The sequence below is a fragment of the Kosakonia sp. genome (assembly GCF_032104925.1).
Classification (GTDB): domain Bacteria; phylum Pseudomonadota; class Gammaproteobacteria; order Enterobacterales; family Enterobacteriaceae; genus Kosakonia.
Window position 1 is genome coordinate 87809 of the sequence record NZ_DAMCGF010000013.1, and the last position, 23666, is coordinate 111474.

Sequence of the window (23666 nt, forward strand, 5' to 3'; positions counted from 1 at the left end):
CGCGTTAATGGATACTCACGGAAACCGGGTTAGCCGAGCCGTCCTGCGCGCCCATTTCAACGCGCACTTCCCCCGCGTCAATCCCGTGGATTTCCACCCCCTGCGCCACCGTCTGCCCGATGGTGACCACCACTTTGCGCGGCGTCTCACCGGACGAGGCTCGCCAGAGCACCCAGCTCGCCCCGGATTGCGGATCGATATGTAACGCCTGAGCGGGCACCGCAATACCGTGTTCGTTCTGCCAGGTGATCACCGCCAGCCGGGCGCTCATTCCCAGCCGAATATCTTGCTGTAAATCCGCCAGCGGCGTATCTACCGACACAGTGACATCGTAATAAGCGCCCTGCGTCTCTGCCGCGCTGCTCTGAACGCCAATTTCACGGATCTGCCCGCTGAGCGTTTTTCCGGCAAACCCTTCTCCGGTGATGTTGACCGGCATCCCCTCTTTTAACTGGTGGAGATCCGCTTCCTCGACGCGGGTCACTACCTGCATCGTGTCCAGCCCCGTCACCGTCAATAACGCCGCGCCCTGGCTCACCGACAAACCCGGCTGGAGGGTAACCGGTTTACCGCTATCCGTTGCGACCGGGCGCATGATAAAACCGGCATAGGGCGCACGTAACGTTTGCCGTTCCACCTGCGCCTTCAGCGCAGCGTAGCGGGCCTGCGCATTTGTCAGTTCCATATCGGCAATTTTGCTGTCCTCGCCTTTACCCCGCGCTTCCATCGTTTGTAACTCTTCCTGCGCGGCAGCCAGATCCTGCTGCTGCGCTTGTGCCTGCTGCGCCAGCGCATCGACTTCCATACGGGCGACAATCCCGCGCTTAAAAAGCGCAGTAGTATCGCGAAGATTGGCCTGCGTATTGGAAAGCGTCGCGCGCGCAGTCTGCACCAGGCGTCTGGCGCGCGAAACATCCGGGCTGCTGCTCCAGTTGCGAAACAGCGCCACCTCTTTTTGCGCTTTCAAAAGCTCCGCCTGCGCCTGGCGAAGTTGGATCTCAATCTGTCCGGGATCGAGCACTATCAGCACTTGCCCCTTTTCAACGCGTTTCCCTTCGTGAACCGCGATTTCGCGGATCACTCCGTCAAACGGCGCGGCAAGGGTTTGCTGGCGGGCCGCCTGGATACGCCCCACCAGCCCCAGTTGGTTTTCAAGCCGCTGCGGCTGAACCGGCAGCCAGATCTCCTGCGCAGCGCCACTCTCCGGTTCGCGTGCGACAACCCACCATAAGAGCGAGCCGCCAGCCACTACCGCAAGTGTCAGCAGTAAAAGCAGGCGTTGCTTTTGCATAAGAAACTTAATCATTGAGCGAAATATCCCAACTTTGCAGCGTGGTTCCCAGCGTTTGATCGAGCCCGGCCTGCGCATTCAAATAGCTGATAAGCGCATTTAGCCTGGCGTTTTCCGCGTTGCGAAGATCGTTTTCAAAACTCAGCACCTGGAAGTTGCTGGAGCGGCCAGCGGTCAGTTTTTCCCGTTCAATTTCCAGTTTGCGGCGTGACAAATCCCGCGCGCGTTGGGCTATCTCAAACTGCCGCCAGCGGGTGCCCATATCGCGCACGGCGTTGGTTACGTCACGGTCAAGCTGCTGGTGCGCTTCCGCCAGCTGGATTTGCTGGTTCTTCACATTAACCTGCGCTTGCACTTCTGCCTGCCGGGCGGTCATGTCGCCGATAGGGATCTCCACCTGAACCCCAACATAGTTATCCCAGTTGCGCACGCCATCACCTCGCGCCGCACGGTTACGCTGCTGTGTCGCGCCGCCAACCAGCGAAACATCCCACAGCCGGTCATTACGGGCGACGGAGAGGTTAATCGCAGCCTGTTCGCCAACAAGCAGCTGCGCCAGATAAGCGGGCTGCGACGCCTCCGCCTGTTTCAGTGCGCGATCGGCCTGCACCTCGACAGGCTTTGCCTGTAGCGCTTCGGTCGCGACGATTGGCGCATGCAGATCCAACGCCAGCAGTTGCAACAGCGCCAGCCGCGCCATATCCACCCGGTTTCGCGCCTCTTCATGCGACAGCTCTTGTGAGGCCACTTCGGCTTCGGTTTGCACAATTTCAAACTCCGCCATGCGCCCGGCGCTGATCATCGCCTGGTTCACTTCCACCAACTGGCGCGCCCGCGCCAGCGAATCCTCAGCAATCTTTAACTGCTCCTGCGCCAGCAACAGATCGCGGTAAGCGGTGATAATTTGGGTGATCGTCTGCGAAACGGTGGACTTCAAATTCAGGCGGTTGATTTGCTCGGTCATCTGCGCAAGGCGAACCGGCGCGGTGGCAATATCTTTACCCGCGCCGCGCAGCAACGGCTGAATAACAGAAAAGTTCGCCCCGTCGTTGTGGGATAACCCCGCCACGTTGGCGTCGGTGTGCTGATATGTCCAGCCGAGGCTAACGCGCGTGCCGTACGGGGTGAGCAGCGTGGAACCCGGCGTCAGGTTTCCCTGCCGGTAGCGGTCGTCCTGGTTACGCGTGGAGAGATAATTGCCGGAGAGCACCAGTTTTGGCGTGAAGCGATCTTCGGCCACGCGCAGGTCAAATTTCTGCGCAACCCTGTCGAGATACGCGCTACGAATAGCGCGGTTATCACGCAGCCCGAGATAGATGGCATCGCTCAGTGTGAGATCGATACTGTCGCCTTTCAGGGCAATACGCGCCGTCTCGCCGTCTCGCGTGGCATGGGAAGGGTTCACCGGCATTTCAGCACGCGCCGGGCAAACAATCAGGCTTGCCAGTAACCACAGCCAGACATGTTTACGCATCGCGCAGCGCCTCCACCGGCTCCAGCCGGGACGCCGCCAGTGCGGGAGATAAGCCAAAAAACAGCCCGATAACAATGGCGCTGCCAATGCCCAGCGGCAACGCAGCGGCGGATAAGGCAAAATCAGACCAGCCGGAAAACCAGACAAACAGCCACGCCGCCGCCAACCCCGCCGCCGCGCCAAGCAGCGCGCCAACGGTGGCTAAGACAATCGCTTCCAGCAAAAAGAGCATCGCGATATCGCGCGGACGCGCGCCCAGCGCCATGCGCACACCAATCTCCCGCCGACGCTCCGACACATTCATCACCATCACATTCATCACGCCCACCCCGCCGACCAACAGCGAGATGCCGCCAAGTCCGGCGAGCAACCAGGAAAACAGGCGCGACTGCTGCTCAATGCCTTCCAGCAACTGCTGAGGAACCTGCACATTGACCTCGAAGCCGGGCATCTTTTCGCTGAGCCACGCCTGTAGCCGGGGCGCGATGCGATCAAGTTCTTCACCACTGCGGCTGCGCACCGCTACGCCCGTTATTTGCGGAAAACTGATTACCCGGCGCATACCGGTAATCGGCAGCAAAATGGCATCATCCACGGAGACCGGAATGATCGGGTTTGGCCCTTGCGGGCGCAGAATACCGACTATCTCAAAGAGATAACCGCCAATCTGGATGCGGTCGCCGAGTAGTACAGGGCGGTCGGGCTGAGCCCATTGTGCGGCGACATTCGCCCCGAGAACGGCGTAGGTGCTCTGCGCATCAAAGCGGCTCAAAAAGCGACCCTGTTCCAGTTGCAACCGCAGAACAGAAGGCAGTTCAGCGCCGATTCCGACCAGCGTTGCCGCCGCCGTTCGGCCATTAAGACGTGCTTGCGTGTTACTGGGGACGAGCGCAGAGGCGGCGTCAATTTCCGGGATGCGTTGATGCAAGGTATCGATATCCAGATCGGCCGGCGCAACCAGTGGTTTTCGGCCGGAACCGACAGGCTGCTGAATATTGGCCACCAGCAGCTCACTGCCCATACCGCGAAAGATGCTCATCGCCTCACGTTCGGCGTTGTAGCCAATGTTGAGCAACGCCACCACCGCCGCGCAACCCACCGCGATACCTAATAGCGCCAGCACCGCGCGGCGACCCAGCAGCCGCAGGTTATCCAGCGACTCCAGCAAAAGTTGCAGCCACGGCATTCCGTAGCGTGAAGGCTGAGACACGCGGACTGCAGCGGGCAGACGCACATCAGACATGCGTTGCCTCGCTGATCCGCCCGTCAGCCACCTGAATACAGCGCGACATGCGGCGGGCAATGGAATTGTCATGCGTTACCAGCACCAGCGTGGTGCCGCTGTCGCGATTCAATGCCAGCAACAAGTCAATAATGTCAGCAGCGTTTTGGCTATCAAGATTACCGGTAGGTTCGTCGGCAAGCAGCAAAGCCGGTTCACCAACCAGCGCTCGGGCAATGGCCACACGCTGGCGCTGCCCGCCGGATAAATCCGCAGGACGGTGATGCGCGCGATCGCTTAAACCAACGCGCTGAAGCTGTTTGCGGGCAGCGTCCTGGGCCTCATGGCGCAGCACGCCGCGGTAGAGCAGCGGCAAAGCAACATTGTCCAGCGCGGTAAGCCGGGGCAGTAAATTGAAGCTCTGAAAGACAAAACCAATGATGTGATTACGCGCCGTCGCGCGGGCGTCTGCGCCACAGCGGGACATATCTTCGCCATGAAACATCACGCGCCCGGAAGTGGGCGTATCAAGCAATCCCAGCAGATTGAGCAGTGTGCTTTTCCCCGAGCCAGACGCGCCAACAATGGCGCAACTTTGCCCGGCGGGGATAGATAACGAAATGTTGTGCAGGATAGTCTGCCGCGCTGTACCGGTGGCGTAGGAATAGGTCACCGAATCCAGGCGTATCAAGTCAGCGCCAGATGTCGTGTGGTGAGTTTCGCTTATCCCTGAGTCGTGCAACCGTTCCATGTTTGCCAATAATTCATCCTGAAGAACACGGATATGGTGTGAACTACATATCAATATTAACGGCCAGAAAAACGAAAGCTTTAGCTTTTTTGCCATGGATTCATTTCAACCAAACCTACCAAAATTGACACCTAAAGAATTAACCACATCCGCCGATAGGTATTCCGTATACTTTACCCCGGATATTTAAATATTAAACAGCAATTAAGCCTCGCTTAATTTAAATAATAAACGTTGACAAAAATAAATATATTATCTAGTTTTCCACGGGCAAAAGGAAATTATGGCTGACAAATAAGAATTATTGAGTTGCCTTGTATTCACGCAGGGCAACTCAATAATTCCCATGATTTAAGTTAAATATCATGGATATTAGTTAGCTTACTCTTTAATGAGGCTTTAAATGAAACGGAAATCGATCCTGCTGGCTTTATCAGGTTTAATGTTTATCTCTTCAAGCGCATTTGCAACGGGCGGCACGTCCATCGGCTCAATGCTTGCACCATCAATCTCAGTAAAAAACCAATGGTATAACAAGACGTTCCCGATTACAGCCGGAACACCTTCAACTGGTAAAGTTGGCATGGTTTATTACACCTGGGCTTACAGTTCCTACCCGGCTGGAATGCAGGTTTATTTATGCTATAACAACGGTAACAACTGTAGGGATATTTCTGATGCACGTTCAGGTAATATTGACTTCACACCTTATAATCTCGCACCGAACCAACCGTTCAGTTTATATGCCCGCGTAAATGGCACCGGTAGAATGGTGACAGTCAATGGCCAGTCAAGCCAGATTATTGTTAACTACACATATAATTAATAATTCGCTTACCGCGTAATATTATTATTGATAACGCACTGTAATAATAAGAATGTGAATTTAACTCACCCATAATAATAATGCCCGACGACATTTCTTATATGCCATCGGGCATTTCAATAAGATAGGGATATTTTTAAAACACTTTGGGTAATTACTGAACACAATTACATCCCCGATAATACGCTATCATCCCATCGCAGAAATAAAAAAAGCGCCCGCAGGCGCTCTTTCGACAGGAAAACGTGACTTATTTGTTCAGTTCGGCGGTCATGTGAACCTGGTTGCCGGTATACGCTTCAGTGATCTGGTAAGAAGATGCGCCAGCCTGTTGAGCCTGTGCCGCAATTTTTGCTTCAGCACCGCTCAGCGTTAAATCAGTTGCGGTCACGGACTGGGCAGCGAAAGAACCAAAAGAAGTAGCCAGGGCGATAACTGCGACAAAAGTTTTGATGCTTTTCATGATATAAACCCTTACGTTAATTTGTTGTAGTGAGGCACCGTGCCTCGATGAATTAAAGAGTAGTCCTGTTTGCTCGCAACAAAAAGCGGAATGATTTGCCATTCTTTGTCAAAATTAATGAACAATAGAGATCTGCATGATAGCTGATTGGTTAGCCCCCCTCCTTGTCGGTCAGAAAACAGTGCAAATCCGCCCGACGACAACCCTGCTCAGACAGGGTGATCTCCAGCAAAAAATGTTTGTGCTGCACGAAGGTATTGCGCGTGCGGTCTGGCATTCGCCGGAAGGGAGCGAGCGCGTAAAGGAGTTTTATTTTCCCGGTGAGTGCTGTTTTCTCTATCTCAGTTGGCTAACCGGTAGCGTGGCGGATTACAGCCTGCAAATGCTGACGCCAGGCGTGCTCAGCGAAGTACCGCTGCGTTTACTGGAAAAAGAAGAACATCAGGTGGCAAAAATAGCGCTCCTGCGCCAGCAACTGATCTTTAAAGAGAAGAAGGAACAGATGTTTTTGCTCAATAACCCGGAGCAACGCTATCGCTATGTGCAAACCCATTTTCCCGCATGGGAAGCACAATTAACGCAAAAAGATCTCGCCAGTTATATCGGCATCTCACCGGTGAGCCTGTCGCGCATCCGCGCGCGTCTTAACAAAGGTTAACGAAAGCCCGCCGCCAGGCCGCTACCATCGCCGCCATCACGCCGTAGAGGAAACGATGATGAGCGCTTTTTGGCTGTCGCAAATGCTGGCTGGCTTTTCTTTCATTTTTGATTTGCTGGCGTTTCAGTTTGCCCGCCGGCGGATAACCCTGGCGATACTTGCCGCCTCCACCAGCCTGCTGGCGGTACATTTCTGCTTGCTGAACGCGCCCGTAGCCGCAAGTTTGATGGCGCTGGCCGCATGCCGTTATCTCACCGCCATCATGACGACCGCGCGGAAAATGAAAAATGGGTTTATTGTCGCAACCTGCCTGTGCAGCGCGCTAAGCTGGCAGCAACCCACCGATGTTTTACCGCTGCTCGGTAGCCTGCTGATGACCAGCGCCGCTTTTCACCCGGCGGCAAAAAGTATGCGGCGGCTCACCCTCTGCGGTAGCGGCTGCTGGCTGGTGAATAATATGGTGATCGGATCGCCCGTGGCGGTTGCCATGGAGAGCGCCTTCATTCTCAGTACGCTGGTGTCGTACTGGCGGCTCACCCGGCAGGCTGGCTAAAAAGCAAAAAAAAGCGCCCGCAGGCGCTCTTTCGACAGGAAAACGTGACTTATTTGTTCAGTTCGGCGGTCATGTGAACCTGGTTGCCGGTATACGCTTCAGTGATCTGGTAAGAAGATGCGCCAGCCTGTTGAGCCTGTGCCGCAATTTTTGCTTCAGCACCGCTCAGCGTTAAATCAGTTGCGGTCACGGACTGGGCAGCGAAAGAACCAAAAGAAGTAGCCAGGGCGATAACTGCGACAAAAGTTTTGATGCTTTTCATGATATAAACCCTTACGTTAATTTGTTGGAGTGAGGCACCGTGCCTCGATGAAATAAAGAGTAGTCCTGTTTACTCACAACAAAAAGCGGAAGGATTTGTTCTCAAAATTCAATTTTTTTGACTAATCTATACACCCATTAATCGCTGCGGATGGGTATAGATTGTTGCCCTGCCTGGCTTGCAAAAACCCACCAGCGTCAGGTTACAGCGCTGCGCCACTTCCACCGCCAGCGTTGTGGCGGCGGAGACGGCAAACAGGATTTCGACACCGCACATGGCCGACTTTTGCACCATCTCATAGCTGGCGCGACTGGAAACCAGCACCGCACCGCTCGCCCAGGCTTGCGCTTCACGGGCGCGATGACCAAGCAGCTTATCCAGCGCCACATGACGCCCGACATCTTCATGCCCCCCCGCTAACTCACCGGATGGCAGCATCCAGGCGGCGGCGTGCGTGCAGCCGGTGAGCTGCCCGACAGGCTGAAAATCGGTTAAGTGCGCCAGACCGGCATCCAGCGCCTGTAAATCAAAGGTTTGGGTAAAAGGCAGCGGCGCGATGGGCTTGCCAATGTCATTGAGCTGCTCGACACCACATACGCCGCAACCGGTGCGCCCGGCCAGCGCGCGTCGCCGCTCTTTTAAGCCCATAAAACGGCGGCTAGAGAGCTCAATTTGCACTTCAAGGCCGTTGCAGGAGGGGACCACATCCATCCCGTAAATGTCTGATGCGTTTTCGATAATCCCTTCGGATAAGGAGAAGCCGATCGCGAAGAGTTCAAGATCCTTGGGTGATGCCATCATCACCACATGCGAAATGCCGTTGTACACCAGCGCGACAGGCACTTCTTCCGCCAGCATATCCGGCACGGCATGTTGCAAATCAACGCGTTTCCACAGGCTAACCTCGCGGGCTCCTGTGACTGATGTTGCATTTTTGTGCTTTTTTGTCTGCAAATCGTTCACTTTGTCTTAACCGTTATCGAACAAGCGTATCGACATTATGGTATTCTCCGCGCATATCCCTTGGGGAAAAGAGGGAATAGCAGCAGTTCTGAATCCTTCACGTCAGAATAAGCATACCTACATTGTGGTATTCTTCGTTGCTAATCCCCCTGGATATGAGGGATTAGCAGCAATTCTGAACCTTTGCGAAAAGCACCGCAAAGAAAAAAACGATAAGAGTAATGTCGAACCAGGAGCAAACCATGCAGGTCAGCAGAAGGCAGTTCTTTAAGATCTGCGCTGGCGGTATGGCAGGAACCACGGCAGCGGCGCTGGGCTTTGCCCCGAGTGTTGCGCTCGCGGAAACACGGCAGTATAAGCTGCTGCGCACCCGCGAAACCCGGAATACCTGCACATATTGTTCCGTCGGCTGTGGGCTGTTGATGTACAGCCTCGGCGATGGAGCAAAAAACGCCAAAGCGTCAATCTTCCATATTGAGGGTGACCCCGATCATCCGGTAAACCGTGGGGCGCTGTGCCCGAAAGGCGCAGGTCTGGTGGATTTCATCCACTCTGAAAGCCGCCTGAAATACCCGGAATACCGCGCACCAGGCTCGGATAAGTGGCAACAAATTTCGTGGGATGAAGCCTTTACCCGCATCGCCAAATTAATGAAAGCGGATCGTGACGCCAACTATATTGCGCAAAACGCAGAAGGGACGACCGTCAACCGCTGGCTGAGCACCGGGATGCTGTGCGCATCCGCATCCAGTAATGAAACCGGCTATTTAACGCAAAAATTCACCCGCGCACTCGGCATGTTAGCCGTCGACAACCAGGCGCGTGTCTGACACGGACCAACGGTAGCAAGTCTTGCTCCATCTTTTGGTCGCGGTGCGATGACCAACCACTGGGTCGACATGAAAAACGCCAACCTTATCGTTGTGATGGGGGGGAACGCGGCAGAAGCGCATCCGGTGGGATTCCGCTGGGCGATGGAAGCCAAGATCCACAATGGCGCGAAGCTGATTGTTATCGATCCGCGCTTTACGCGTACCGCCTCTGTTGCGGATTTCTATGCGCCGATTCGTTCCGGTACTGACATCGCCTTCCTGTCAGGCGTGTTGCTGTACCTGATGACCAACGAAAAATATCAGCGCGAATACACCGAGGCCTATACCAACGCCACGCTTATCGTGCGTGAAGATTTTGGCTTCGAAGATGGCCTGTTCACCGGCTATGACGCGGAAAAACGTAAATACGACAAAACCAGCTGGAACTACGAACTGGATGAGAAAGGTTTCGCCAAACGCGATACCACGCTCACCCATCCGCGTTGCGTATGGAACCTGCTGAAAGCGCACGTCTCCCGCTATACGCCGGACGTGGTGGAAGACATCTGCGGGACGCCAAAAGCGGATTTCCTGAAGGTGTGTGAATACATCGCCGAAACCAGCGCCCGTGATAAAACCGCGTCCTTCCTGTATGCGCTTGGCTGGACGCAGCACTCCGTTGGCGCGCAGAACATCCGCACCATGGCGATGATTCAGCTGCTGCTGGGCAACATGGGGATGGCAGGCGGCGGCGTGAACGCCCTGCGCGGTCACTCCAACATCCAGGGGCTGACGGATCTTGGCCTGCTGTCACAAAGCCTGCCGGGCTATATGACGCTGCCAAATGAAAAACAGACCGATCTCCAGACCTATCTGACCGCCAATACGCCAAAACCGTTGCTGGAAGGCCAGGTGAACTACTGGGGCAACTACCCGAAATTCTTCGTTTCGATGATGAAATCCTTCTTTGGCGACAAAGCGACAGCGGAAAATAGCTGGGGCTTTGACTGGCTGCCGAAGTGGGACAAGGGTTACGACGTCCTGCAGTACTTCGACATGATGAACCAGGGCAAGGTCAACGGCTATATCTGCCAGGGCTTTAACCCGGTAGCGTCGTTCCCGAACAAAAATAAAGTTGTCGCCTCACTGTCGAAACTGAAGTTCCTGGTGACCATTGACCCGCTCAATACCGAAACCTCGAATTTCTGGCAGAACCACGGCGAATTTAACGACGTCGATCCGTCGAAAATTCAGACCGAGGTGTTCCGTCTGCCATCGACCTGCTTCGCGGAAGAGAACGGTTCTATCGTTAACTCGGGTCGCTGGTTGCAGTGGCACTGGAAAGGCGCGGACGCCCCGGGCGATGCGCTGAACGACGGCGAGATCCTGGCGGGCATCTTCCTGCGCATGCGTAAAATGTACGCGGCAGAAGGCGGCGCCAACCCGGAACAGGTGCTGAACATGACCTGGAACTACTCGACGCCGGAAAACCCGTCGCCGGAAGAAGTGGCCATGGAAAGCAACGGTAAAGCGCTGGCGGATATTATCGATCCGGCAACCGGCACCGTGCTGGCGAAGAAAGGCGAGCAACTGAGCACCTTCGCTCACCTGCGCGATGACGGCACCACCGCAAGCGGTTGCTGGATTTTCGCCGGGAGCTGGACGCCGAAAGGCAACCAGATGGCGAACCGCGATAACGCCGACCCATCGGGCCTCGGCAATACGCTGGGCTGGGCATGGGCATGGCCGCTTAACCGCCGCATTCTCTATAACCGCGCCTCCGCTGATCCGCAGGGCAACCCGTGGGATCCGAAGCGTCAGTTGCTGAAATGGGACGGTGCGAAATGGGGCGGGGTGGATATTCCGGACTACAGCGCTGCCGCACCTGGCAGCAATGTTGGGCCGTTTATCATGCAGCAGGAAGGCATGGGCCGCTTGTTCGCGCTCGATAAGATGGCAGAAGGGCCGTTCCCGGAACATTACGAGCCGTTTGAAACGCCGCTGGGCACCAACCCGCTGCACCCGAAAGTGGTTTCCAACCCGGCCGCCCGCGTGTTTAAAGGCGATCTGGAAGCGATGGGTAAAGCGGATAAGTTCCCGTATGTCGGTACCACTTACCGTTTAACCGAGCACTTCCACTACTGGACCAAGCACGCGCTGCTTAACGCAATCGCGCAGCCGGAGCAGTTTGTGGAAATTGGCGAGAAACTGGCGAACAAGCTGGGCATCACGCAAGGCGATACGGTACGCGTCTCCTCCAACCGTGGCTATATCAAAGCCAAGGCGGTGGTGACCAAACGTATTCGCACGCTCAACGTGCACGGTAAGGAAGTCGATACCATCGGTATTCCTATCCACTGGGGTTATGAAGGTGTGGCGAAGAAAGGCTTTATCGCCAACACGTTAACGCCGTTTGTCGGCGATGCGAACACCCAAACGCCGGAGTTTAAGGCGTTCCTGGTGAATGTGGAAAAGGTGTAACGGAGACGACTTATGGCTTATCAATCGCAAGACATCATCCGTCGTTCCGCGACTAATGGTTTCACTCCCGCGCCGCAGGCGCGGGATCACCAGCAGGAAGTGGCGAAGCTTATCGACGTCACCACCTGTATTGGCTGTAAAGCCTGTCAGGTGGCCTGTTCCGAGTGGAACGACATTCGTGATGAGGTGGGGCATAACGTCGGGGTGTACGACAACCCGGCGGATTTGACCGCCAAATCGTGGACGGTCATGCGCTTCTCGGAAGTGGAACAGAACGACAAACTGGAGTGGCTGATCCGTAAAGATGGCTGCATGCACTGCGCCGATCCAGGCTGTCTGAAAGCATGCCCGTCAGAAGGGGCTATCATTCAGTATGCCAACGGCATTGTCGACTTCCAGTCCGAACAGTGCATCGGCTGCGGTTACTGCATCGCCGGCTGTCCGTTCGACGTGCCGCGCATGAACCCGGAAGACAACCGCGTCTACAAATGTACGCTGTGTGTTGACCGCGTGACCGTGGGCCAGGAACCGGCGTGTGTGAAAACCTGCCCGACCGGCGCTATCCACTTTGGCTCTAAAGAGGATATGAAAACGCTGGCCGGCGAGCGCGTGGCGGAACTGAAAACCCGTGGTTACGACAACGCGGGCCTGTACGATCCGGCAGGCGTTGGCGGTACGCACGTGATGTATGTGCTGCATCATGCCGACAAGCCGAATCTGTATCACGGTCTGCCGGAGAACCCGGAAATCAGCTCTACCGTGAAGTTCTGGAAAGGTATCTGGAAACCTCTTGCGGCGGTCGGCTTTGCCGCGACCTTCGCTGCCAGCATCTTCCATTATGTCGGTGTCGGTCCGAACCGCGCAGAAGAGGAAGACGATAACCTGCATGAAGAGAAAGACGAGGTGCGCAAATGAAAAAACGTGACACCATCGTGCGCTACACGGCGCCAGAGCGCATCAACCACTGGGTCACCGCCTTCTGCTTCGTGCTGGCGGCGGTGAGCGGGCTGGGGTTTTTCTTCCCCTCCTTCAACTGGTTGATGGGGATTCTGGGTACGCCGCAGCTGGCGCGCATTCTCCATCCGTTTGTCGGCGTGGTGATGTTCGCGTCGTTTATAATCATGTTTTTCCGCTACTGGCACCATAACCTCATCAATAGGGATGATATCTTTTGGGCGAAGAATATTCGTAAGATCGTCGTCAATGAGGAAGTGGGTGACACCGGGCGCTATAATTTCGGTCAGAAATGTGTTTTCTGGGCGGCGATTATTTTCCTGGTGTTGCTACTGGTAAGCGGCGTGGTTATCTGGCGCCCTTACTTCGCGCCAGCGTTTCCCATTCCGGTGATCCGATTAGCGTTGATGGTGCATTCATTTGCCGCGGTCGCGTTAATTGTGGTTATTATGGTGCACATTTACGCCGCCCTGTGGGTAAAAGGCACGATAACCGCAATGGTGGAAGGCTGGGTTACCAGTTCGTGGGCGAAGAAACATCACCCGCGCTGGTACCGGGAAGTTCGCAAGACAACGGAAAAATCGACTGAATGAGTATTCGCATAATCCCGCAAGATGAGCTGGAGAAGAGCGATAAACGCACGGCGGAAGTTATTCCGCCGTTATTATTCCCCAGACTGAAAAATCTCTATAACCGCCGCGCAGAGCGTTTGCGTGAGCTGGCAGAGAGTAACCCGCTGGGTGATTATCTGCGTTTTGCTGCGCTTATCGCCCATGCCCAGGAAGTGGTGCTTTACGACCACCCCCTGCACATCGACCTGACTGCGCGCATTAAAGAGGCCGCTGAACAGGGCAAACCGCCGCTGGACATTCATGTGCTGCCGCGCGATGCGCACTGGCACAAACTGCTGCATTCGCTGATCGCCGAGCTGAAGCCGGAGATGAGCGGCCCGGCGCTGGCGGTCATTGAGAATCTGGAAAAGGCCTCTGCGCAGGAACTGGAAGCGATGGCCAGCGCGCTGTTTGCCGCTGATTTCGCCTCCGTTAGCAGCGATAAAGCGCCTTTTATCTGGGCTGCGCTGTCGCTCTACTGGGCGCAAATGGCCAGCCTGATCCCCGGCAAAGCACGCGCGGAATATGGTGAACAGCGCCAGTTCTGCCCGGTGTGCGGATCAATGCCGGTCTCCAGCATGGTGCATATTGGCACGACGCAAGGGTTGCGCTATCTGCACTGCAACCTGTGTGAAACCGAGTGGCATGTGGTGCGCGTCAAATGCAGCAACTGCGAGCAGACCCGCGATTTACACTACTGGTCGCTGGATAACGAGCAGGCAGCAATCAAAGCGGAAAGCTGCGGCGACTGCGGCACTTACCTGAAGATCCTGTATCAGGAAAAAGACCCGAACGTCGAGCCGGTCGCGGACGATTTGGCCTCGCTGGTGTTAGATGCCCGCATGGAGCAGGAAGGCTTCGCCCGCAGCTCCATCAACCCGTTTTTATTCCCCGGCGAAGGGGAATAATCGCCTCCAGCCCTTGCCTTCCAGGCAAGGGTTATCAGCCGTTTTCACTTTCCCCTGCCCTCTTCTCACGCCTGCTGGCGTTAAAAATCACCGTTCCCATTCAGGTTAAACCAGGCTATAAAGGCTGGATATTTATACAGATAAAGGTTAGCGGAATGGCACTGGAAAAAGGTATTGCCGGTCTGGTGAGCGACTTTATTGCCGCCGGTCGCCCGTCAGCTCGGGCGAAGAGTATTGATGACCGGCGCAGTGGATATGTCGCCAGCACCGTGCTGGCAGGGGAAACGGAAACGCGCGTTCAGGTTGAAGATATAACGCTTGAAGGCATGACGTTTCGTCTGTTTTCGCCGCAGAACGCCAGCGGTGATCTTCCCGCGTTGATTTACTACCACGGCGGCTGTTTTATTAGCGGCGGCTTCGACACGCACGATAAGCAATTGCGTCAGTTGGCCTTTTATAGTGGCTGCCGGGTTGTTGCTGTGCAATATCGGTTAGCGCCAGAACATCGCTGGCCTGCCGCACATGATGATGCGCAATCTGGTGCCGATATCGTGTGGAAAAACGCCGAAAAACTCGGTGTCGACAGAAAACGTATCACGCTTGCGGGGGATAGCGCAGGCGGTCACCTGGCGCTGGTGACGGCGCTACGGCTGAAAGCTGCGGCGACATGGCAACCGGCGCAACTGGTGTTGATTTACCCGATGCTCGATGCCACCGCCTATTTTGATAGCTATACCTTTAACGGTTCCGATTATGTGATTACCCGCGAGGCGCTGCTTTCAGGCTATGAAATGTATCTTGGCGATACCGATCGCCTGTTGCCGGATGTCAGCCCGCTGTGGCGCGATGATTTTTCCGGTCTGCCGCCGGTACACATCATTACCGCAGAGTTCGACCCGTTATGTGATGAGGGCGAAGCACTGTTTAAGCACATGACCGAGCAGGGCGTTACCTGCACTTGTTCACAATATCAGGGCGTGATCCATGGCTTCTTCCAGCTCGCCGGGATCAGCCAAAGCGCAAAAGATGCGATACGAGACGTGGCCGCACGGGTGGCCAGGATATAACCGCGTGAAAAAAGGAGAGCCGATGTCTGTCGTAAGTCCTGTGGAAAAGCAGTTTGCTGCTTACAATGCCCATGATATTGAGGCGTTTACCGCCTGTTTTAGCGACGATTTTATCGCGTATCGCTTGCCATCCACTGAGCCGTCGCTGCAAGGGCTCGAAGCATTACGTGCCTTTTATGCTGCGCATCGCTTTAACAACCCGGCATTACGCGCCGAGTTGCTCTCGCGCACGGTGATGGGCAATAAGGTGTTCGATCACGAAAAAATCTACGGCATCGGCGAGTCGGTCATTGAAAATATGGCCGTCTATGAAGTGCAGGATGGGTTGATCAAAATCGCGTGGTTTTTCTTCGCGCAGTAGGGGTGGTTCGCAGGACGTTGCGCGCCTGTATCGTCAGGCGCGCAGCGGCTTACTCTTCCTCGTTACCGCCCTCTTCGAACGAGCCGAAGGGTTTGGCGGGCAAGACGATATAAATGCCTTCGAAGATCGCACCCTGCTTATCTTCACCAAACAGCTCAACCTGTAGCTGAACGCGCGCTTTGCGCCCGCGCGCCAGACGGTCCAAATCACCGCTTAGCGAGCCAAGATCGGCAATCGCGCTTGGTTTACCGGTGATCGGCGTGCTATAGCGAATATGCGCATCGGCAAGGATGATGGTGCCGCCGAGATGACGCTCACGCAGCATCAGCCAGATCAGCCCCCAACCGGTGAGCGTCGCCAGGGAAAACAGGCTACCGGCGAACAGCGTGTGGTGCGGATTCTGGTTGCCGGTTTCCGGCATGGTGGTGATAAATTTCTGCCCGGTGTACTGCTGAATACGCACACCCATCTTTTCACTCAGCGGGATATGCTGATACCAGGCCTGCTGCAACTGCCCGCACCAGTCGCCGCGATGCAGAATATCATCGAGCGTGGCGATCGGTTTGATCATCAAAAAGTGGCGTACCGGCGTGGTTTGCGGCGCGGTGATTTCCCCTTCATTGACGAACCCGAGTTTCGCGAAGAACGCCACCGCATCCTCACGGGCGCTACAGGTCACGCGCTTCACCCCTTCCTGGCGGGCCACGGACTCCAGCGTCATCGCCATCAATGTGCCAAGGCCTTTTTCCTGCACGTCCGGATGGACCGCCATAAAGCGAATCGACCCTTCGTTATCCGCGTTGATATACAACCGACCGATAGCGACAATGTTGCCCTCTTCGTCGACAACCATCTGATGATGTGCCATCGCATCCCAGCCATCACGCTCGGAACCTTTCGGTTGATGCAGCGGTTTACGCAGCATTTCCCAGCGGAACTGGTAATAGAGCTCTAACTCTTCTTCCGTTTGCGGTACGCGAAGGTGGTACATAGCAGCACTCTCTCTTGTAACCAGGGGCCACGCCGCAAGCTGGCTCATACTTGCAACCAGAACGTGACGGGGCCGTCGTTGACCAGCGAAACCTGCATATCGGCAGCGAATCGCCCGGTTTGCGTTTCCATTTGCTGGCTGCGGCAACGTTCAACAAAATAGTGGTACAGCGCCTCGGCTTTTTCCGGCGCAGCGCCACGGGAAAACCCCGGACGCATGCCACGTTCTGTATCCGCCGCCAGCGTAAATTGCGACACCACCAGCACACTCCCACCAGCCTGCTGGACGTTAAGATTCATCTTCCCTTCCGCGTCGCCAAAAATACGATACCCCAGCACGCGCTCGCACAGGCGGTTCGCTTTTTGTTCATCGTCTTCTCTTTCGACGCCCAACAACACCAAAAGTCCAGGGCCGATTTCGCCCGTCACCTCACCCGCCACGCTAACGCTCGCGCGGGAAACACGTTGAATTAATGCAATCATGGTTGGTCTGCTTCTTCTTGCTGTGCGGCTATTTTGAGTTTTCGGTATTCACCGAGAGTGACAGTTATTTCTGCGCCAAGCAAGACGATACACCAGGTCCAGTAGACCCAGAGGAACAAAATGGGGATGACAGCCAGCACGCCATAAATGAGCTGGTAAGACGGAAACATGGTGATGTAGAGACCAAAAATCTTTTTACCGAACTCAAACAGCAGTGCGGCGACAAACGCGCCGACAATCGCATCGCGGTTCGGCACGCGGGTTGTCGGCACAATGCTGTACAGCAACCAAAAAGAGAGCCACGACAGGATCAGCGGAAATATGCGCAGCACATCATCAATCACGCTATCAAGCTCGCTGGCCCAGCGCAGCGACAGCAAGTAGGAGCTTATCGCCAGGCTGGCACCCGCCAGCAGCGGGCCGAGCGTCAGGATCATCCAGTAGACGGCAAATGAATAAACATGCGGGCGTACACGCGTACTGCGCCAGATGGTGTTTAGCGCCGAATCGATGGAGTACATCAGCAGCAGCGATGTCACCACCAGCCCGCATGCGCCAACCGCCGTCATTTTGGTGGAGTTCGCCACAAACTGCTCAATGTAGTTCTGAATCACATCGCCGGTGGTGGGAATGAAATTGGCAAACACAAAGTGGCGCAACTGGACGCTAATTTCAGAAAACATAGGAAAAACAGCGAATAATGCAAACACCACGGCGATCAGCGGCACCAGCGAAAGCAAAGAGACGTAGGCGAGATTCCCCGCCAGCGTCGTCATATGGTCTTCATCAATGCGCCGCCATAGCAACCGCAACCAGGCAACAAGCGGGCGCGTGCGATGTTTTGCATGATGCCGCAGATTTTTTAGCATAGCTGTTTCGCGAAATAGTCCGGGATGGTCGTTTTATCCGTCACCAGAATACTGGTTATGCCCAGTTGTTCCGCACCGGCGATGTTATCCGCATTGTCGTCGAAAAAGACGCTATCTTCGGCAGAGAAACCTTCGAGCGCCAGCACTTGCTGATAAATTCGCGCTTCGGGCTTACGCATCCCCATCTCCTGGGAAAGATAAATATGGTCAGCCGCCGCCTGAATTTCCGGATATTGCTCCGGCCAGTACGTGGTGTGCAGACGGTTAGTATTCGATAACACGACGACCCGATGCCCCTGCTCACGCAGTTTGTGCATGATGTCGACGACCTCTTTGCGCAGCGCGACAAACACGGCCTGCCAGCCGGTAGAAAACTGCTCGTAGCTGAGCGGTAGTTCCATTTCATGACACAGCGCTTTCGCGAAATCTTCGTCGCTGATTTCCCCTCGTTCGTGCTGATGAAACGGCTCGCCCATGGTGAAATTCTGCTTTAAGGTCGCCAGCGGCACACGGCTAAAATCGCTCCAGACACCCAGCACCCGATTGAAGTCGATGTCGACAATCACGTTACCTAAATCAAAGATATAGAGCATTTCTCTCTCCTTGCCAGCCGTGGAGAGTTAACTGTAGCGGGAAAGTTCTGACTTGAATAGTTCGCGGCTTCACGCGAAGAAGATACAGACATAAAAAAAGCCGCTGAAAATCAGCGGCTTTTTCACAAGTAAATAAAGAGCGATTACTCTTCTTTCGCTCCGCGCATTGCGCGTTTACGGTCGTTTTCCGTCAGGTGACGTTTACGAATACGGATAGAGAGCGGGGTCACTTCTACCAGTTCGTCGTCATCGATGAATTCCAGAGCTTGCTCCAGGGTCATCTTGATCGGCGGAACCAGAACCGTAGCTTCGTCTGTACCAGACGCACGCATGTTGGTCAGTTTCTTACCGGTCAGGCAGTTTACCGTCAGGTCGTTAGAACGGCTGTGAATACCGATGATCTGGCCTTCGTAAACTTCCGCGCCGTGACCGAGGAACAACTTACCGCGATCCTGCAGGCCGAACAGTGCGAACGCAACCGCTTTACCCTGACCGTTGGAGATCAGCACACCGTTGTTACGCTGGCCCACTTCACCCGGACGAACATCGTCGTAGTGGCTGAAGGTGGAGTACAGCAGACCGGTACCGGAAGTCATGGTCATGAACTCTGAACGGAAGCCGATCAGACCACGGCTTGGGATCACGTAGTCGAGACGTACGCGGCCTTTGCCGTCCGGATTCATGTTTTTCAGATCGCCTTTACGCTCGCCCAGCGCCTGCATCACAGAACCCTGGTGCTGCTCTTCAACGTCCAGCGTGACGTTTTCGAACGGCTCTTGTTTGCGGCCATCGATTTCGCGGAAGATAACTTTCGGACGGGAAACCGCCATTTCGAAACCTTCACGACGCATGTTCTCGATAAGCACGGACAAGTGCAGCTCACCACGGCCGGAAACGCGGAATGCGTCAGCGTCTTCGGTCTCTTCAACGCGCAGCGCAACGTTGTGCACCAACTCTTTGTTCAGGCGGTCGAGGATCTGACGTGAAGTCACGTACTTACCTTCTTTACCACAGAACGGAGAGGTGTTGACGTTGAAGAACATAGTTACGGTCGGTTCATCAACAGACAGTGCCGGCAGCGCTTCGACGTTCTGCGGATCGCAGATGGTGTCGGAGATGTTCAGCTCGCCCAGACCGGTGATCGCGATGATGTCGCCGGCTTCTGCGATCTCACTATCGATACGCTCCAGCCCCAGGTGGGTCAGCACTTTGCCGACTTTACCGTTGCGGGTTTTGCCTTCGCTATCAATGATAGTGACTTGCTGGTTCGGTTTTACTTTACCGCGCTTGATACGACCGATGCCGATTACACCAACATAGTTGTTGTAGTCGAGCTGGGAAATCTGCATCTGGAAAGTGCCGTCGAGATCGACGTTCGGAGCAGGTACATGGTCAACAATCGCCTGGTACAGCGGGGTCATGTCTTCAGCCATGTCTTCGTGGTCCATACCCGCGATACCGTTCAGCGCAGAAGCGTAAACGATCGGGAAGTCCAGCTGCTCGTCGGTCGCGTCCAGGTTAACGAACAGGTCGAATACCTGATCGACAACCCAGTCCGGACGCGCACCAGGACGGTCAACTTTGTTGATTACCACAATCGGTTTCAGGCCATGGGCAAATGCTTTTTTGGTCACGAAACGCGTTTGCGGCATAGGGCCGTCAAATGCGTCAACCACCAGCAGCACGGAATCGACCATGGACATCACACGCTCAACTTCACCACCGAAGTCGGCGTGCCCTGGGGTATCAACGATGTTGATACGGTAATCATTCCATTTGATAGCGGTGTTTTTAGCGAGGATGGTAATCCCACGCTCTTTCTCCAAATCGTTGGAGTCCATCACACGCTCTTGAGTTTCAGCACGTTCGTCGAACGTACCGGATTGCTGCAGCAGCTTGTCAACCAGGGTCGTTTTACCATGGTCAACGTGAGCAATGATGGCGATGTTACGCAGATTTTCGATCACAACTTTGCCTCAGGCATTAGAAATAGCGCGTTATTGTACACGTATTAATCGAAGGACTAAACAGGATCACAAACATCCTCCGCAAACAAGTATTGCAGAGTTGCTTTGTGATCGCTTTCACGGAGCGTTAAAAGGGGCATTTAACGAAAATTGCACCAATATAGTGCCCAATGTTCACATAAAGGCACTATATTGGTGCAACATAACCATCATGGTGCAGCCCTTTTGCACTATACCGTGCATGATAACGCCTTTTTAGGGGCATTTAAAAGTTGGCATAGATTTCGCTTTAACGATTGTACGATAACTACGCCAGCTTACGTAGTAATTAGAAGACCTCGTTACCACGACGACAATGACAAATCCGGGAGAGTTTAAGTATGTCCGCTGAACACGTTTTGACGATGCTGAATGAGCACGAAGTGAAGTTTGTCGATCTGCGCTTCACCGATACCAAAGGTAAAGAACAGCACGTCACTATCCCAGCCCATCAGGTAAACGCCGACTTCTTTGAAGAAGGTAAAATGTTTGATGGTTCTTCGATTGGTGGCTGGAAAGGCATCAACGAATCAGACATGGTGCTGATGCCGGACGCGACTACCGCTGTCATTGACCCGTTCTACGAAGAGTCTACGCTGATCATTCGTTGCGATATCCTCGAACCAGGCACCATGCAGGGCTACGATCGTGACCCGCGCTCCATCGCTAAACGCGCTGAAGAGTACCTGCGCTCCACCGGTCTGGCAGACACCGTTCTGTTTGGGCCAGAGCCGGAATTCTTCCTGTTCGACGACGTACGTTTCGGCAGCTCCATCTCCGGTTCCAGCGTCGCTATCGACGATATCGAAGGCGCATGGAACACCTCCACCAAATACGAGGGTGGTAACAAAGGTCACCGTCCGGCAGTGAAAGGCGGTTACTTCCCGGTTCCGCCGGTTGATTCATCACAGGATCTGCGTTCCACCATGTGTCTGGTGATGGAAGAGATGGGCCTGGTTGTTGAAGCTCACCACCACGAAGTGGCAACGGCTGGTCAGAACGAAGTGGCTACCCGCTTCAACACCATGACCAAAAAAGCGGACGAAATTCAGATTTACAAATATGTGGTGCACAACGTTGCCCACCGCTTCGGCAAAACCGCGACCTTTATGCCGAAACCGATGTTCGGTGATAACGGTTCCGGTATGCACTGCCACATGTCTCTGTCCAAGAACGGCACGAACCTGTTCTCTGGCGACAAATACGCTGGCCTGTCTGAAATGGCGCTGTACTACATTGGCGGCGTAATCAAACACGCAAAAGCGATCAACGCCCTGTCTAACCCGACCACCAACTCTTACAAGCGTCTGGTCCCGGGTTATGAAGCGCCGGTAATGCTGGCTTACTCTGCACGTAACCGTTCTGCTTCTATCCGTATTCCGGTGGTGGCTTCTCCGAAAGCGCGCCGTATCGAAGTTCGCTTCCCGGATCCGGCTGCTAACCCGTACCTGTGCTTCGCAGCGCTGCTGATGGCCGGTCTGGATGGCATTAAAAACAAAATCCATCCGGGCGAAGCGATGGACAAAAACCTGTATGACCTGCCGGCTGAAGAAGCGAAAGAGATCCCGCAGGTTGCAGGCTCTCTGGAAGAAGCGCTCAACGCGCTGGATGCTGACCGCGAGTTCCTGACTGCTGGTGGCGTGTTCACCGACGACGCTATCGATGCTTACATCGCGCTGCGTATTGAAGAGAACGACCGCGTTCGCATGACGCCGCACCCGGTAGAGTTCGAACTGTACTACAGCGTTTAATAATTAAGACTCGGTAGAAGTCTTGTCGCAGCAAGGTGGCAACCGAATGAGTCCCGATGAGCTTAGTCTATAAGTGATTCGGGCTAATGAGGGCAGCCAACGCCGCTACGGTGAGAAAGATGCCAGAGGATTTTTAGTTGCCGTGGAACTTTTAGCCCATCCCTGGATGGGCTTTTTTCTCCACCAACAACCTGATCTAACGCGCTTTTTATCAATAAAACGCTATACTGCACTAAATTGGTGCACACCTCCGGGAGACTGCTAAATGGCAAGCGGCGTGCTGCCCGATGCTGGGCAGATCCTCAATTCTTTGATCAACAGCATCTTGCTGGTTGATGACGACCTGGCGGTACATTATGCCAACCCTGCGGCACAGCAACTGCTGGCGCAAAGCTCTCGTAAGTTATTCGGCACACCGCTCCCCGAACTGCTGAGTTACTTTTCACTGAACATCGATTTGATGCGGGAAAGTTTGCATGCCGGGCAGGGGTTTACCGATAACGAAGTGACCCTCGTTATTGACGGGCGCTCGCACATTCTTTCGCTGACGGCGCAGCGTCTGCCGGATGGTTTGATTCTGCTTGAAATGGCGCCGATGGATAACCAGCGCCGTCTCAGCCAGGAGCAGCTCCAGCATGCGCAACAAGTTGCGGCACGCGATCTGGTACGCGGTCTGGCGCATGAAATTAAAAACCCGCTTGGCGGTTTACGCGGCGCGGCGCAGTTGCTGAGCAAAGCCCTACCCGATCCAGCGTTACTGGAATACACCAAAGTGATCATCGAGCAGGCTGACCGCTTGCGTAACCTGGTTGATCGCCTGTTAGGGCCGCAACAACCGGGGATGCACGTTACCGAAAGTATTCACAAAGTGGCTGAGCGTGTAGTGAAACTGGTATCGATGGAGCTACCGGAGAATGTCACCTTAACCCGTGATTACGATCCAAGTTTGCCGGAGCTCGCGCACGATCCCGACCAAATCGAGCAGGTTTTACTGAATATTGTGCGTAACGCTTTGCAGGCGCTGGGGCCGGAAGGGGGCGAAATTATTCTGCGCACCCGTACTGCCTTCCAGCTGACGCTGCACGGTGTGCGTTATCGCCTCGCGGCGAGAATAGATGTGGAAGATAACGGCCCGGGTATTCCGTCGCACCTGCAGGATACGTTGTTCTATCCGATGGTGAGCGGACGCGAAGGCGGTACCGGGCTGGGGTTATCTATCGCACGCAGTTTGATTGATCAACATTCTGGCAAAATTGAATTTACCAGTTGGCCAGGCCATACCGAATTCTCGGTATTTCTGCCTATTCGGAAGTAGAG

The 23666-nt window shown here is 54.8% G+C and carries 23 protein-coding genes; 11 read left to right on the forward strand and 12 right to left on the reverse strand.

Going from position 1 to position 23666, the window contains the following annotated elements:
* Positions 1 to 4 precede the first annotated feature (4 nt).
* Genes RT644_RS20545 through RT644_RS20560 form a run of 4 tightly spaced genes read right to left on the reverse strand, consistent with a single transcriptional unit; the run spans position 5 to position 4738 of the window.
* Positions 5 to 1306 carry an HlyD family efflux transporter periplasmic adaptor subunit gene (locus tag RT644_RS20545; RefSeq protein WP_313627885.1) on the reverse strand — a complete coding sequence of 434 codons (1302 nt, stop codon included), beginning with the start codon at positions 1304 to 1306 and terminating at the stop codon, positions 5 to 7.
* The gene (locus RT644_RS20550; protein ID WP_313627886.1) at positions 1299 to 2765 is read right to left on the reverse strand and encodes a TolC family protein; all 1467 of its coding nucleotides are present in this window, start codon (positions 2763 to 2765) and stop codon (positions 1299 to 1301) included. The genes RT644_RS20545 and RT644_RS20550 overlap by 8 nt, the downstream gene beginning before the upstream one ends.
* Complete coding sequence (locus tag RT644_RS20555; RefSeq protein WP_313627888.1) at positions 2758 to 4008, reverse strand: ABC transporter permease; 1251 nt, start codon at positions 4006 to 4008, stop codon at positions 2758 to 2760. Before RT644_RS20555 ends, RT644_RS20550 begins: the two co-directional genes overlap by 8 nt.
* Positions 4001 to 4738 (reverse strand): ABC transporter ATP-binding protein, encoded by a 738-nt coding sequence (locus tag RT644_RS20560; protein WP_313627914.1) that lies wholly within the window; start codon positions 4736 to 4738, stop codon positions 4001 to 4003. Before RT644_RS20560 ends, RT644_RS20555 begins: the two co-directional genes overlap by 8 nt.
* A gap of 403 nt (positions 4739 to 5141) precedes the next feature.
* On the opposite strand from RT644_RS20560, the gene RT644_RS20565 reads away from it, so the two are divergent.
* On the forward strand, positions 5142 to 5564 hold the full coding sequence (locus tag RT644_RS20565) for a flagellar protein FlhE (protein ID WP_082071798.1): 423 nt from the start codon (positions 5142 to 5144) through the stop codon (positions 5562 to 5564).
* 250 nt (positions 5565 to 5814) lie between these two features.
* On the opposite strand, the gene RT644_RS20570 is transcribed toward RT644_RS20565, so the two are convergent.
* Positions 5815 to 6027, reverse strand: a complete 213-nt coding sequence (locus tag RT644_RS20570; protein WP_017460122.1) for a YdgH/BhsA/McbA-like domain containing protein — start codon at positions 6025 to 6027, stop codon at positions 5815 to 5817.
* 136 nt (positions 6028 to 6163) lie between these two features.
* On the opposite strand from RT644_RS20570, the gene RT644_RS20575 reads away from it, so the two are divergent.
* Both RT644_RS20575 and RT644_RS20580 read left to right on the forward strand, forming a co-directional pair.
* A complete protein-coding gene (locus tag RT644_RS20575; RefSeq protein WP_249880353.1) occupies positions 6164 to 6685 on the forward strand; it encodes a Crp/Fnr family transcriptional regulator in 522 nt (173 codons plus the stop codon).
* 55 nt (positions 6686 to 6740) lie between these two features.
* Positions 6741 to 7238, forward strand: coding sequence for a YgjV family protein (locus RT644_RS20580; protein WP_233500433.1), 498 nt, complete (start codon positions 6741 to 6743; stop codon positions 7236 to 7238).
* Positions 7239 to 7287: 49 nt separating this feature from the next.
* Here RT644_RS20580 and RT644_RS20585 read toward each other — a convergent pair whose 3' ends face one another.
* Together RT644_RS20585 and fdhD are read right to left on the reverse strand one after the other, a co-directional pair.
* A complete protein-coding gene (locus RT644_RS20585; RefSeq protein WP_017460122.1) occupies positions 7288 to 7500 on the reverse strand; it encodes a YdgH/BhsA/McbA-like domain containing protein in 213 nt (70 codons plus the stop codon).
* A gap of 126 nt (positions 7501 to 7626) precedes the next feature.
* Positions 7627 to 8463, reverse strand: a complete 837-nt coding sequence (gene fdhD / locus RT644_RS20590) for a formate dehydrogenase accessory sulfurtransferase FdhD (protein WP_313627894.1) — start codon at positions 8461 to 8463, stop codon at positions 7627 to 7629.
* A gap of 242 nt (positions 8464 to 8705) precedes the next feature.
* On the opposite strand from fdhD, the gene fdnG reads away from it, so the two are divergent.
* The 6 genes from fdnG (at position 8706) to RT644_RS20620 (ending at position 15657) form a co-directional block, all read left to right on the forward strand.
* On the forward strand, positions 8706 to 11756 hold the full coding sequence (gene fdnG, locus RT644_RS20595) for a formate dehydrogenase-N subunit alpha (protein ID WP_147271697.1): 3051 nt from the start codon (positions 8706 to 8708) through the stop codon (positions 11754 to 11756).
* A 12-nt stretch (positions 11757 to 11768) separates the two neighbouring features.
* Complete coding sequence (fdxH, locus tag RT644_RS20600) at positions 11769 to 12671, forward strand: formate dehydrogenase subunit beta (protein ID WP_017459689.1); 903 nt, start codon at positions 11769 to 11771, stop codon at positions 12669 to 12671.
* A complete protein-coding gene (fdoI, locus tag RT644_RS20605; RefSeq protein ID WP_017459690.1) occupies positions 12668 to 13303 on the forward strand; it encodes a formate dehydrogenase cytochrome b556 subunit in 636 nt (211 codons plus the stop codon). The genes fdxH and fdoI overlap by 4 nt, the downstream gene beginning before the upstream one ends.
* Positions 13300 to 14229 (forward strand): formate dehydrogenase accessory protein FdhE, encoded by a 930-nt coding sequence (gene fdhE / locus RT644_RS20610; protein ID WP_020455895.1) that lies wholly within the window; start codon positions 13300 to 13302, stop codon positions 14227 to 14229. The genes fdoI and fdhE overlap by 4 nt, the downstream gene beginning before the upstream one ends.
* 155 nt (positions 14230 to 14384) lie before the next feature.
* Positions 14385 to 15296 carry an alpha/beta hydrolase gene (locus RT644_RS20615; RefSeq protein ID WP_313627897.1) on the forward strand — a complete coding sequence of 304 codons (912 nt, stop codon included), beginning with the start codon at positions 14385 to 14387 and terminating at the stop codon, positions 15294 to 15296.
* A 22-nt stretch (positions 15297 to 15318) separates the two neighbouring features.
* The gene (locus RT644_RS20620; protein ID WP_045512415.1) at positions 15319 to 15657 is read left to right on the forward strand and encodes a nuclear transport factor 2 family protein; all 339 of its coding nucleotides are present in this window, start codon (positions 15319 to 15321) and stop codon (positions 15655 to 15657) included.
* A gap of 49 nt (positions 15658 to 15706) precedes the next feature.
* On the opposite strand, the gene fabY is transcribed toward RT644_RS20620, so the two are convergent.
* From fabY to typA, 5 genes are all read right to left on the reverse strand, one after another.
* A complete protein-coding gene (fabY, locus tag RT644_RS20625; protein ID WP_020455892.1) occupies positions 15707 to 16648 on the reverse strand; it encodes a fatty acid biosynthesis protein FabY in 942 nt (313 codons plus the stop codon).
* 44 nt (positions 16649 to 16692) lie between these two features.
* Positions 16693 to 17130: a D-aminoacyl-tRNA deacylase gene (gene dtd, locus RT644_RS20630; protein ID WP_017459695.1), complete on the reverse strand. Its 438-nt coding sequence runs from the start codon at positions 17128 to 17130 to the stop codon at positions 16693 to 16695.
* A complete protein-coding gene (locus RT644_RS20635; RefSeq protein WP_020455891.1) occupies positions 17127 to 17999 on the reverse strand; it encodes a virulence factor BrkB family protein in 873 nt (290 codons plus the stop codon). The genes dtd and RT644_RS20635 overlap by 4 nt, the downstream gene beginning before the upstream one ends.
* Positions 17993 to 18592, reverse strand: coding sequence for a glucose-1-phosphatase (gene yihX, locus RT644_RS20640; RefSeq protein WP_097407385.1), 600 nt, complete (start codon positions 18590 to 18592; stop codon positions 17993 to 17995). The genes RT644_RS20635 and yihX overlap by 7 nt, the downstream gene beginning before the upstream one ends.
* A 143-nt stretch (positions 18593 to 18735) precedes the next feature.
* Entirely contained in the window at positions 18736 to 20559 is a 1824-nt protein-coding gene (gene typA, locus RT644_RS20645) for a ribosome-dependent GTPase TypA (RefSeq protein WP_017460103.1), read from the reverse strand.
* A 380-nt stretch (positions 20560 to 20939) separates the two neighbouring features.
* On the opposite strand from typA, the gene glnA reads away from it, so the two are divergent.
* On the forward strand, positions 20940 to 22349 hold the full coding sequence (gene glnA / locus RT644_RS20650) for a glutamate--ammonia ligase (protein WP_017460102.1): 1410 nt from the start codon (positions 20940 to 20942) through the stop codon (positions 22347 to 22349).
* Between the two features lie 265 nt (positions 22350 to 22614).
* Entirely contained in the window at positions 22615 to 23664 is a 1050-nt protein-coding gene (gene glnL / locus RT644_RS20655; RefSeq protein WP_017460101.1) for a nitrogen regulation protein NR(II), read from the forward strand.
* Positions 23665 to 23666: the final 2 nt, after the last annotated feature.